This is a genomic window from Streptomyces sp. H27-H5 (assembly GCF_026627505.1).
Lineage (GTDB): Bacteria > Actinomycetota > Actinomycetes > Streptomycetales > Streptomycetaceae > Streptomyces.
The window spans coordinates 62,235-74,088 of record NZ_JAPNLK010000045.1 but is presented as its reverse complement, the minus strand read 5'-3'; the positions used below and the strand labels follow the sequence as shown (position 1 = coordinate 74,088).

The 11,854-nt window shown below is 70.4% G+C and carries 9 protein-coding genes and 5 tRNA genes; 10 read left to right on the top strand and 4 right to left on the bottom strand.

The features are described from left to right. Positions 1-61: 61 nt before the first annotated feature. The 3 genes from OTB19_RS22745 to OTB19_RS22735 form a co-directional block, all read right to left on the bottom strand. Positions 62-496 (bottom strand): DUF742 domain-containing protein, encoded by a 435-nt coding sequence (locus tag OTB19_RS22745; RefSeq protein WP_267800201.1) that lies wholly within the window; start codon positions 494-496, stop codon positions 62-64. A gap of 151 nt (positions 497-647) precedes the next feature. Further along, positions 648-1,061: a roadblock/LC7 domain-containing protein gene (locus OTB19_RS22740; RefSeq protein WP_008739864.1), complete on the bottom strand. Its 414-nt coding sequence runs from the start codon at positions 1,059-1,061 to the stop codon at positions 648-650. Between the two features lie 9 nt (positions 1,062-1,070). After that, complete coding sequence (locus OTB19_RS22735; protein ID WP_267800200.1) at positions 1,071-4,820, bottom strand: nitrate- and nitrite sensing domain-containing protein; 3,750 nt, start codon at positions 4,818-4,820, stop codon at positions 1,071-1,073. Positions 4,821-5,398: 578 nt separating this feature from the next. On the opposite strand from OTB19_RS22735, the gene OTB19_RS22730 reads away from it, so the two are divergent. The 9 genes from OTB19_RS22730 to OTB19_RS22690 all read left to right on the top strand — a co-directional run bounded on the left by OTB19_RS22730 (position 5,399) and on the right by OTB19_RS22690 (position 9,339). Then, positions 5,399-5,581, top strand: a complete 183-nt coding sequence (locus tag OTB19_RS22730) for a hypothetical protein (protein ID WP_267800199.1) — start codon at positions 5,399-5,401, stop codon at positions 5,579-5,581. 94 nt (positions 5,582-5,675) lie between these two features. Next, positions 5,676-6,482 (top strand): fumarylacetoacetate hydrolase family protein, encoded by an 807-nt coding sequence (locus tag OTB19_RS22725; RefSeq protein WP_267800198.1) that lies wholly within the window; start codon positions 5,676-5,678, stop codon positions 6,480-6,482. After that, positions 6,475-7,950: a glutamate--tRNA ligase gene (gene gltX / locus OTB19_RS22720; RefSeq protein WP_267800197.1), complete on the top strand. Its 1,476-nt coding sequence runs from the start codon at positions 6,475-6,477 to the stop codon at positions 7,948-7,950. The genes OTB19_RS22725 and gltX overlap by 8 nt, the downstream gene beginning before the upstream one ends. A 78-nt stretch (positions 7,951-8,028) precedes the next feature. Further along, on the top strand, positions 8,029-8,757 hold the full coding sequence (locus tag OTB19_RS22715) for an HAD family hydrolase (protein ID WP_267800196.1): 729 nt from the start codon (positions 8,029-8,031) through the stop codon (positions 8,755-8,757). A gap of 86 nt (positions 8,758-8,843) precedes the next feature. Continuing rightward, a tRNA-Gln gene (locus OTB19_RS22710) sits at positions 8,844-8,915 on the top strand. 26 nt (positions 8,916-8,941) lie between these two features. Next, positions 8,942-9,014: transfer RNA gene (locus tag OTB19_RS22705), tRNA-Glu, on the top strand. Between the two features lie 61 nt (positions 9,015-9,075). Then, positions 9,076-9,148, top strand: a tRNA-Glu gene (locus OTB19_RS22700). Between the two features lie 24 nt (positions 9,149-9,172). Further along, positions 9,173-9,244: transfer RNA gene (locus OTB19_RS22695), tRNA-Gln, on the top strand. 22 nt (positions 9,245-9,266) lie between these two features. After that, a tRNA-Glu gene (locus tag OTB19_RS22690) sits at positions 9,267-9,339 on the top strand. 186 nt (positions 9,340-9,525) lie between these two features. Here the strand turns inward: OTB19_RS22690 and ndgR are convergent. Then, positions 9,526-10,242 carry an IclR family transcriptional regulator NdgR gene (ndgR, locus tag OTB19_RS22685; protein WP_053675064.1) on the bottom strand — a complete coding sequence of 239 codons (717 nt, stop codon included), beginning with the start codon at positions 10,240-10,242 and terminating at the stop codon, positions 9,526-9,528. Between the two features lie 184 nt (positions 10,243-10,426). On the opposite strand from ndgR, the gene leuC reads away from it, so the two are divergent. Further along, positions 10,427-11,851, top strand: coding sequence for a 3-isopropylmalate dehydratase large subunit (leuC, locus tag OTB19_RS22680; protein ID WP_267800195.1), 1,425 nt, complete (start codon positions 10,427-10,429; stop codon positions 11,849-11,851). Positions 11,852-11,854 lie beyond the last annotated feature (3 nt).

Sequence of the window (11,854 nt, the reverse complement as noted above, 5' to 3'; positions counted from 1 at the left end):
ACTTACGAGGTGCCCTCTTGCTCGGGTCTGATGGAAGCGTAGAAACTCCCATCATCCCAGGTCAGCGGGCACCTCTTCTGATTTCTCCATCCACAGCCCGACCACTACGCGGTGGATCCAGGCTGAGAACCCTCTCGAGCAGTGTTACATCCGGCGTTCCGCCGGCCTCTCCATTGCCCGGCTGGTGGATGGCCACCATTCCGGCCTCCGCCAGGTCTGCGACGAGGATCCGGGCGACACCGAGCGGCATCGACAGAAGTGCGGAGACCTCCGCGACCGACTTCACCTCACGGCACAGCGTGCAGATGCGCTGGTGCTCCGGCAGCAGGCTGGAAAGGTGCATCGGATCGGCCGTGGTGCTGACCAGCGCCTCGATGGCGAGCTGGTAGCGCGGACGGGTCCGGCCACCGGTCATTGCGTACGGACGTACCAGCGGCTGGTCGCCTTCCGAGTACGAATCTCCGTACGCATCGGGGTAGGCGGGGGGCGGGGTCATTGATCCTCCGGGCTGGACAGCAGTGGTCAGCGTGCCGTCTGACAGGGCGGCCGGTGGGGGGACGTGATGACGGCCTGTCGGGGGTACTGGATTCCGGGGCGCGGGCCCCGGGCTCCCGGCCGGAAGTACCGTCCGGCCGGGAGTCTGGCAGTCAGATGAGCAGGCTTCCCTGCAGCTCCGCGCGCAGGTCCGGGGTGAGGACGCTGCCGGCGCGGTCCACGAGGAGGGCCATCTCGTAGCCCACGAGGCCGATGTCGCACTCGGGGTGCGCGAGAACGGCCAACGAGGATCCGTCGGAGACGGACATGAGGAAGAGGAATCCCCGGTCCATCTCCACGACCGTCTGGTTGACGGCGCCACCCTCGAAGATGCGGGAGGCTCCGGCGGTCAGCGACGTCAGACCGGAGGCCACGGCCGCCAGCTGATCGGCGCGGTCACGCGGGAAACCTTCCGACATCGCCAGAAGGAGTCCGTCGGCGGAGACCACCACGGTGTGGGACACCCCAGGGGTGTTGTCCACGAAGTTGGTGATCAACCAGTTCAGGTTCTGTGCCGCCTGGCTCATCGAACTCAACTATCGCTCCTGCTGGTAAGTGGGGTCGACGTGGTAACTGCCGGTCGCGGGGCCGGTGGTGCCGGCCTGACGCCCCTGCTGGATACCGCGGCGGAGGTTGGTGAGACGGCCACGGACATCGTCCGGGGCACGCGATACCTGGGGGCCTGCCTGTGCTTCGGCCTGCTGCTGCGCCGTGCCGGCCACGAGGTTCGCTCGCGGTACGCGACGGGGCAGCCCCGAGGTGGTGATGCCGCCCGCGGCGGGCTGGCGCACGCGCTCGGCCTGTCGCATCAGCTCGTCGTTCGGCGAGGAACGCCAGCTGACGGTCGGCATGGCGCCGGTCGCGGCGGCGTCGGCCGCCGGCTCCTGGCCCCGCTGCGGCAGCTGGGGCTGCGAATGCTGCGGAGCCGGTGCGGACGGGGCGCTCTGCTGCGGCTGCTGAGGTACGGCCGGTCCCTGGTCGGCGGGCTGCTCGCCCTCCTGACGGAACCAGTTCGACTCCAGCGTGTCGAAGATCGGGCTGCGCGCCTCGCCCTGGTTCCGGGCCGGAGGCAGGGCCTCCGGCTGCGGAGCCGGCAGCGGCGAGGGGGCGGCCGGGTAACCGGCGCCCTGCTGCGGGGCCTGGTGCTGGCGGCTGTAGCCACCCACCCCGGGGCCGCCGCTGCGCGGCGCCTGGAAGTCCGGGCGGGCGAACTGGCCGGTGGTCGACGCCGGACCGGAGAGGTCCGCGGGACCGCGCAGCTCCGGACGCTCGAACTGCCCGGTGGTGGACGGGTCCAGGGGACCGCGCACGTCGGGACGCTCGAACTGGCCGGTGCTGCTGTTGGCCGGGTTGCCGCCGGTGGCCTGCGGGAAGGGCGCGTTGTAGTCCGGGCGGGCGAACTCGGCCGTCGCGCCGGGGCCCGACAGCTCGTCGTGGCCGCGCGGGACGTCCTGGCCACCCTGACCGGCACCCCAACTGGTGCCCTGCGGGATCCCGGTGGGCGAGGTAACGGCGCCCGGGAGCTCCGGACGCGGCGCGCCACCGCGCGGCGGCAGCTGCGGCCGCTTGCGCTGGGTGGGCGCCGGGGCGGCGGACTGCCGGGCGTCCTGCTGCTGGGGCTGCGGCTGCTGCGGACGCTCGAACCCGTTGCCCTGCGGGAAGGCGGAGGGGGTCTGACCCGGACGACCCTGCGGGCCACCGGTCGTGGCGCCGGGCGTACGCCCGGGCAGCGGGGCGGGGCCGCCGAAGGGGCCGCCCTGACCGTTCGGTGCGCCGGGACCGGCCTGCGGACGGGTCGGCGCCCCGCCCTGCTGCGGACGGGTGCCGGGGCCGCCCTGTGGCGCCTGACCCGGACCCTGCGCACGCTGCTGCTGGGGACCCTGACCGGCGGAGCCGTCACGCCCCGGCAGCGCGGGACGCTGCCCGCCGCCGGAGACCTGGCCGCGCTGCTGGCCGGCGCCCACCGGGGGACGGGAGTTCCCACCGGGAACGGAACCCTGACCGCCGGGGCCGCCCTGCGGACCGCCCTGGGCGCCGGAGCCCCCGGGGCCGCCCTGACCGGGCATCGGGGCCGGCTTCTTGCCGCCCTGGGCGACGTCGACCGGCAGCATGACGAGGGCCGTCGTGCCACCCGAGTCGGAGGGACGCAGCTGGATGCGGATGCCGTGTCGCAGGGACAGGCGGCCGACCACGAACAGACCCATGCGGCGGGAGACGGAGACGTCCACGGTCGGCGGCGACGCGAGCCGCTCGTTGATCGCGGCGAGGTCCTCGGGGGAGAGGCCGATGCCGGTGTCGTGGATCTCGACCAGCACCCGACCGTCGGGCAGCGCGTGACCGGTGACCTTGACCTTCGTCTGCGGGGAGGAGAACGACGTGGCGTTCTCCAGCAGCTCGGCGAGGAGGTGCACGAGGTCGTTGACGACGCGGCCGGCGACGTCGGTGCCGGGCACCGACGAGAGTTCGATGCGCTCGTACTGCTCCACCTCGGACGCCGCGGCGCGGAGCACGTCGACGAGCGGGACGGGGCGGGTCCACCGGCGGCCCGGCTCCTCGCCCGCGAGGACGAGGAGGTTCTCGCCGTTACGGCGCATGCGGGTCGCGAGGTGGTCGAGCTTGAAGAGCGAGGACAGCTGGTCCGGGTCGGCCTCGCGGGACTCCAGCTCGGAGATGAGCGAGAGCTGACGCTGGATGAGGCCCTGCGAGCGGCGCGAGAGGTTGGTGAACATCGCGTTGACGTTGCCCCGGAGGAGGGCCTGCTCGGCGGCGAGGCGGACGGCCTCGCGGTGCACGTCGTCGAAGGCCGCGGCCACCTGGCCGATCTCGTCGCGGGTGTGCAGACCGACCGACTCCACGGACGTGTCCACGTCCTGCGGGTCGGACTCGGAGAGCTGCTTGACGAGCTCGGGCAGTCGGTCCTGGGCGACCCGGGTGGCGGTGTCCTGCAGACGTCGCAGCGACCGGATCATGGACCGGGCCATGACGAAGGCGCCGACGAGGGAGACACCGAGGACGAGGAAGATCAGGGCACCGTTGATGATGGCGTCCTGCTGAGACTCGTTCCTGAGCTCGCGGGCCTTCTGCTCCATGTCCTCCAGGAGCGACAGCTCGATGGTCTTCATGGCCTGGAGCTTGGTGCCGTCGGCGTCGTACCAGTCCATCCAGGACCGGTACTGCTGCTCCTTGGCGAACTGGCCCTCGGTGGACAGCACACGGCGGGTGTAGTGGTCCGCCTTGCTGATCTCCGGGTTGCCGTCGCCGAGGGACGCGGTGAGCTCCTCGGAGCGGCCCTGGTAGACGAGTTCGAAGGTCTTCTTCGACTGGCTCTCGCCGCGGAGCGCGGAGAGCGCGTACAGGCGGTCGTTCTCCTTGAGCGTGCCGGTCGTGGCCCCGCTCTCGGGGAGCGACGCGGCGATGATCGCGCGCTGGATCGAGGCGTACTCCTTGGCCGAGGAGAAGGAGGCCAGGGCGCGCGTGCGCTTGATCATCTCGGGGTTGGACGTGGCCTGGGCCATGTCCTGCGAGAGGGACAGGAGCGAGACGATCAGCGCGTTGTACTCGGTGACGGTCTGCTGGGCGCCGTTGTCGTACGCCTTCTTGCGGATGTCCTCGATGCCGGTGAGCTGGCGGCCGATCTGCAGGATGTTGTTGCGGATCGACTTGAGGGTCTCGTCCTTGTCCTCCGTGAGGCTGACCTTGTCGGTCGCCGCGGCGAAGGCCTCGGCGGCGGCGTCGGTCTGGTCACGGACGCCCTGGACGAGCGAGTTGGGCTTGGCGGTGCCGACCTTGGCGGGGTCCTTGGCGGCGACCGACAGCGGACCCGCCGACTTGTCCCGCTCCTCCTGGAGCATGGCGGCCAGGTTGGTGGCCTGCCGGGTCATGGTCGTCAGCAGCTGCATGTGGTCGAGCTGCGCGATGTCGTTCAGCGAGTCGTTGATGCGGAAGCCACCGAGCGTGGTGGCGGCGACGACCGGCAGGGTCAGCAGCGACACGAGTCGCGTGCTGATGCGCCAGTTCTGCATGGCGAGGCGGGAACCGGACCCCGTGGGGGCCTTCGGTATCGCCACGCCCTGCCCGGCTGCCGACTCGCTCTTGCCCTTCGCCTTGGCCAAGACCTTGGGCTTCGCGCGACCCTTCGCCTTCACCGTGGCGGAGGCGTCGGAGCTCGCACCCTCGACAGCCGGCCCGCGGTTCTGGGCGTGCTGGGGCGAGGAGCCACGGTCGGTCCCGCCGCGCGGCTCCTGCTCCGCCGCAGCGCTGCCATCCCTCTTGAATCGTCCCTGCACTAGCGTCGCAACCTCTGGACCAGGCGTCCCGCCGGGTGACCGGTGGGACGGTGTCGAGTCGTGGGGCACTGACGGCCCCATGGTGGTCGTCGGTGACCGGCGCGTCTCCCTCTCCTTGCCACCGCGCTCGGCGCTGAGTCGCGCCACCTGCGCGCCGGCTGATTCCCGCGGCGGTCCCGCGAATTCCAGCACAGTGGAGGATCTCCAACAAGGTGCGCGCGTCGGGTCGGCGAGCCGGTCACGGCACGTGAGGGGGTAGCTACTCCATGTGGTACCGGTACCGGGAAAAACCGGACTTACGCCGACCAAACACCGTGGCCGGCAAGGTGTCCCAGTCCTGATGATCAGGAGCGGAATGCCGCATTCAGTGGCGCAATGTCCGTTTCGTGAAGCGAAATTGACTGCCCGTTATGCCCGTAATGCCAGGTCATGGGTGAGCAAACTCACATAGCTGTGGCCATTACTTCCCGGTTCAGCCGGGGATTCAGATGTTTAGCCTTGCCCTTTGCAGGGTTGGCGCCAGGGTTGGCGCATCCGACAACCATCACCCGACGAGCGAGCCGAGGCCCCGAACTCCGATGAAGACGACGATGCTGATCCGCAACATAGCCAACCCCCGCCGCACCACCCTCGCGCACCTCAAGGACGCCGAGGAGCTCCAGGTGCCGCCGGTCGCGGAACACGCCGTCGAGCTTCCGGCCCAGACCGCGAACCCGCGGCGCACGATCCTGATGGACGCGCCGGTCGTCGCCGCGCAGTAGTCGCGGACGAAGAAGCGGGGCCCCGCTGCCTGCCGCGTTAGCCTGGAGTCCGCAGACTCCAGCAGGCCGGCAGACAGAGGGGCAGACGCAGCACGTGCGCATCGCCAGGTTCTCGATCGACGGAAATGTCGCGTTCGGCGCGGTCGAGGGCAGCACCGCCCCCGGCGACGAAGCGACGCTCGTCCTCGACATCATCAAGGGCATCCCGTTCGCGGACTTCGAGCTCTCCGGGGTCAAGGTCCCGCTCGCCAAGGTCCGCTTGCTGCCACCCGTGCTCCCCAACAAGGTCGTGGCCATCGGCCGCAACTACGCGGAGCACGCGGCGGAGCTCGGCCACTCCCTCGTGGACGCCGACGGCCGCCCGGAAGCCCCCATCACCTTCTTCAAGCCCTCCACCTCGGTGGTCGGCTCGGGGGACCCGATCACGTACCCCTCCTTCTCCGAGGAACTCCACCACGAGGCGGAGCTCGCCGTGGTGATCGGCCGCATGTGCCGCGAGGTCCCCAAGGAGCGCGTCAAGGACGTGATCCTCGGCTACACCTGCGCCAACGACGTCACCGCGCGCGACGTCCAGCGGCGCGAGAAGCAGTGGGCCCGGGCCAAGGGCTTCGACAGCTCCTGCCCGCTCGGCCCCTGGATCGAGACCGATCTGGACCCGACCGACCTGACCATCCAGTGCACCGTGAACGGCGAACAACGCCAGCTCGGCCGCACCGGCGACATGGTCCGCTCCATCGAGGACCTGATCGTGCACATCACCGAGGCCATGACGCTGCTCCCGGGCGACGTCATCCTCACGGGGACCCCGGCCGGAGTCGGACCCCTCAACGTCGGCGACGAGGTCGCCGTCACCATCGAAGGCATCGGCACTCTCACCAACAAGGTGATCAAGCGTGGCTAACGCGAACGTCCGCGTACGTTTCTGTCCCTCCCCGACCGGCAACCCCCACGTGGGCCTGGTCCGAACCGCTCTCTTCAACTGGGCGTTCGCCCGCCACCACGGCGGCACGTTCGTCTTCCGCATCGAGGACACCGACGCGGCCCGCGACTCCGAGGAGTCCTACGGCCAGCTGCTGGACTCGCTGCGCTGGCTCGGCTTCACCTGGGACGAGGGTCCCGAGGTCGGCGGTCCGCACGCCCCGTACCGCCAGTCCGAGCGCATGGACATCTACGCGGACGTCGCGAAGAAGCTCCTGGACGGCGGCCACGCCTACCACTGCTACTGCACCACCGAGGAGCTGGACCAGCGCCGCGACGCCGCCCGCGCGGCCGGCAAGCCGTCCGGCTACGACGGCCACTGCCGTGACCTGAGCGCCGAGCAGGTGGCCGCGTACGAGGCCGAGGGCCGCTCCTCGATCGTCCGCTTCCGGATGCCCGACGAGACGATCACCTTCACGGACCTGGTCCGCGGCGAGATCTCCGTCAGCCCCGAGAACGTGCCGGACTTCGGCATCGTCCGGGCCAACGGCGCCCCGCTGTACACCCTGGTCAACCCGGTCGACGACGCGCTGATGGAGATCACGCACGTCCTCCGCGGCGAGGACCTGCTGTCCTCCACCCCGCGCCAGATCGCGCTCTACAGGGCGCTGATCGAGCTGGGCGTCGCGCAGCGCGTCCCCGAGTTCGGCCACCTGCCGTACGTCATGGGCGAGGGCAACAAGAAGCTCTCCAAGCGCGACCCGGAGTCCTCGCTCAACCTGTACCGCGAGCGCGGTTTCCTCCCCGAGGGCCTGCTGAACTACCTCTCGCTCCTCGGCTGGTCCTTCTCCAAGGACCAGGACATCTTCTCGATCGAGGAGATGGTCGCGAAGTTCGACATCCCGGACGTCAACGCCAACCCGGCGCGCTTCGACCTCAAGAAGGCCGAGTCGATCAACGCCGACCACATCCGGCTGCTCGACCCGAAGGCCTTCGCGGACGCCTGCGCCCCGTGGCTGCGGGCCCCGCACGCCAACTGGGCCCCCGAGGACTTCGACGCCGAGGCCTGGGAGCGCATCGCGCCGTACGCCCAGACCAGGGTGACCGTGCTGTCGGACATCACGGCCAACGTCGACTTCCTGTTCCGCAAGGAGCCGGTCGAGGACCGGGCGTCGTGGGACAAGGCGATGAAGGGCGAGCCCGCGGCCCTGCTGACGACCGCCCGCGCCAACCTGGAGACGGCCGACTGGAGCGACCCCGAGTCCCTCAAGCAGGCCGTGCTGACCGCCGGCGAGACCCACGGTCTCAAGCTCGGCAAGGCGCAGGCCCCGGTCCGCGTCGCCGTCACCGGCCGCACGGTGGGCCTGCCGCTCTTCGAGTCGCTGGAGATCCTGGGCAAGGAGCGTTCGCTGGCCCGCATCGACGCGACCCTGGCCAGGCTCGCCGCGTAGGCACGGCCCTTAGGTCCCCCGGGGGCGGCAGCCGAAAAGGCTGCCGCCCCCGGGGCTTTTCGGCGTAGCCTCGGCCCCATGCCGATCAGTGCTGTGCTGTGGGACATCGACGACACCCTCTTCGACTACACGGGCGCGGACACGGCCGGCCTCGCGGCACACCTCGCCGACGAGGGCCTGGAGGCGCGGTACGGGTCGCCCGCCGAGGCGCTCGCGCTGTGGCGCCGGCTCACGGAACGGCACTGGGACCGCTTCGCCGCGGGCCGGGTGACCTTCCGGGAGCAGCGCCGGGACCGGGTGCGGGACTTCCTGGAGCTGCCCGGCCTGAGCGGCCCCGAGGCGGACGAGTGGTTCGACCGGTACGTCGCCCACTACCAGACCGCCTGGACCCTGTTCCCCGACGCGCTGCCCACGCTGGACGCCCTCGCCGCCGGCTACCGGCACGGCGTGCTCTCCAACTCCTCGCTCGCCAACCAGGACCCCAAGCTGCGCCGGCTCGGCCTGCGCGAACGCTTCGAGGTGCTGGTCTGCGCCGCCGAACTGGGCGTCAGCAAGCCCGCCGCGGAGGCCTTCCTGAGGGCCTGCGAGGCGCTCGGACTGCCGCCGGGCGAGGTCGTGTACGTGGGGGACCAGCCCGAGATCGATGCCCGCGGCGCCCGTGACGCGGGCCTCACGGCGGTGTGGCTCGACCGCCGCGGCGACGCGGGCCCGGGGCCCGAGGGCGTACACAGGATCGACGGACTCGGGCGGCTGCCCGCGCTGCTGGCCGCGGATACCCGTTTTGGAGCACGGTCAGGCATCCGGTAATGTTCTTTCTGCGCCGCCCGAGCGGGCCGAAAGGCCGGGACGGGGGCGCTAACCAAACGAAAGCGCCGCAAGGGCTTGAGTTTTGGTGGGCTATAGTGTAATTGGCAACACGAGGGTTTCTGGTTCCCTTATTCTAGGTTCGAGTCCTGGTAGCCCAGCGCAGTGCAGAAGTAACGCAGTGCTTGCCCCCGTTGTGTAGCGGCCTAGCACGCCGCCCTCTCAAGGCGGTAGCGCCGGTTCGAATCCGGTCGGGGGTACAGATCCTTCCCGCGAGATTTCCAGGGTCGCACCCGGATGTTTTGATGCAGGATCGCTAGGGCCCCCGTTGTGTAGCGGCCTAGCACGCCGCCCTCTCAAGGCGGTAGCGCCGGTTCGAATCCGGTCGGGGGTACTGTGTCTAGCTGGTCTAGACCTTTGGGCTATAGTGTAATTGGCAACACGAGAGTTTCTGGTTCTCTTATTCTAGGTTCGAGTCCTGGTAGCCCAGCGCAGCACCGCAGTAACAGCTAGCCCCCGTTGTGTAGCGGCCTAGCACGCCGCCCTCTCAAGGCGGTAGCGCCGGTTCGAATCCGGTCGGGGGTACGCATCGAAGAGGCCCTCCGCGTTCATCGCGGAGGGCCTCTTTCGTATGTCCGCCGTCGGGTGCGACGGTCGCGGAACCGCCGCGCCGGCGCCTCGTGAGTGCGGGCCCGGAGGCGCGTGTACAGGACGTGTGCGGCGTCGTACGCGCCCCCGGACCCGGGGGAGTGGGGGAGTGCGGAAAGAGGGTCAGCCGGTTCGGCGCAGGGCCTCGGACAGGCGGGCGGCCGCGTCGATGACGGCCTGGGCGTGCATCCGCCCCGGGTGCCGGGTCAGGCGCTCGATCGGCCCGGAGACCGACACCGACGCGACCACCCGGTTCGAGGGTCCGCGCACCGGCGCCGACACGGAGGCCACCCCGGGCTCCCGCTCGCCGATCGACTGCGCCCAGCCGCGGCGCCGTACGCCCGAGAGCGCCGTCGCCGTGAAACGCGCGCCCTGGAGCCCGCGGTGGAGCCGCTCGGGCTCCTCCCAGGCCATCAGGATCTGCGCCGCCGAACCTGCCTTCATCGGGAGCGTGGAGCCCACCGGGACGGTGTCCCGCAGGCCCGACAGCCGCTCGGCCGCCGCCACGCAGATGCGCATGTCGCCCTGACGCCGGTAGAGCTGCGCGCTCTCCCCGGTCACGTCACGGAGGTGGGTGAGCACCGGTCCGGCCGTCGCGAGCAGGCGGTCCTCGCCGGCCGCGGCGGCAAGCTCTGCCAACCGCGGACCGAGGATGAAACGTCCCTGCATGTCCCTCGCCACCATCCGGTGGTGTTCCAGTGCCACGGCAAGGCGATGTGCCGTGGGTCGTGCGAGCCCTGTCGCCGCGACCAGCCCGGCGAGGGTGGCCGGACCGGACTCCAGTGCGCTCAGTACCAGAGCTGCCTTGTCGAGAACGCCGACGCCGCTAGAGTTGTCCATGAAACGATATTCGCGTCTCACACTGTGAAACGCAAGTTCAATTTTTCCAAGAACCAGCGAGTCTGTATGTGCGGGTCCACGAACCACTGGGTCCGAGCCTCGGTCCGGCGCGTGGGGTACGGACGATCAGGCGCACCGGATCTCTAATAAGCGCCGGCACAACCGGCCGGCCGGAGGGAAAGCGATGGGTAGGACACTCGCGGAGAAGGTCTGGGACGACCATGTCGTCCGGCGCGCGGAGGGCGAGCCCGATCTGCTCTTCATCGATCTCCACCTCCTGCACGAGGTGACCAGCCCGCAGGCGTTCGAAGGCCTGCGCCAGGCCGGGCGCACGGTTCGCCGCCTCGACCTCACCATCGCGACCGAGGACCACAACACCCCCACCATCGACATCGACAAGCCGATCGCGGACCCGGTCTCCCGGGCCCAGCTGGAGACGCTGCGCAAGAACTGCGGCGAGTTCGGCGTGCGCCTGCACTCGCTGGGCGACGTCGAGCAGGGCGTCGTCCACGTCGTGGGACCGCAGCTGGGCCTGACCCAGCCGGGCACCACCGTGGTCTGCGGCGACTCGCACACCTCCACCCACGGCGCCTTCGGCGCGCTGGCCTTCGGCATCGGCACCAGCCAGGTCGAGCACGTACTCGCCACCCAGACGCTGCCGCTGGCCCGCCCGAAGACGATGGCCATCACCGTCACAGGCGCGCTGGCCGAGGGCGTCACCGCGAAGGACCTGATCCTGGCGATCATCGCCCGGATCGGCACCGGCGGCGGCCAGGGCTACATCCTGGAATACCGCGGCGAGGCCATCGAGAAGCTGTCGATGGAAGCCCGGATGACCATCTGCAACATGTCGATCGAGGCCGGCGCCCGCGCGGGAATGATCGCCCCGGACCGCACCACCTTCGACTACCTGGAGGGCCGCGACCACGCGCCCCGCGGCGAGGAGTGGGACGCGGCCGTCGCGTACTGGCAGACCCTGCGCACCGACGACGACGCGGTCTTCGACGCGGAGGTCGTCATCGACGGCACCACGCTGTCCCCGTTCGTCACCTGGGGCACCAACCCGGGCCAGGGCGCGCCGCTGTCCGCGAACGTCCCCGACCCTGCTTCGTACGAGGACGCTTCGGAGCGGAACGCCGCCGAAAAGGCCCTGGAATACATGGGGTTGACCGCCGGACAGCCGCTGCGCGACATCAACGTCGACACCGTCTTCGTAGGTTCCTGCACCAACGGCCGCATCGAGGACCTGCGGGCCGTCGCCGGCATCATCGAGGGCCGCAAAGTCGCCGAGGGCGTACGGATGCTGGTCGTCCCGGGCTCGGTCCGGGTCGCCCTCCAGGCCGTGGAGGAGGGCCTGGACAAGGTCTTCAAGGAGGCCGGCGCCGAATGGCGGCACGCGGGCTGCTCGATGTGTCTGGGCATGAACCCCGACCAACTGGCGCCCGGTGAGCGCTCCGCGTCCACGTCCAACCGCAACTTCGAGGGCCGGCAGGGCAAGGGCGGGCGCACCCACCTGGTCTCCCCGCAGGTGGCCGCGGCCACCGCCGTGCTGGGCCATCTGGCCTCGCCCGCCGACCTGTCCGCCGCCGACGCGACCGCCGGAGTCTGAACC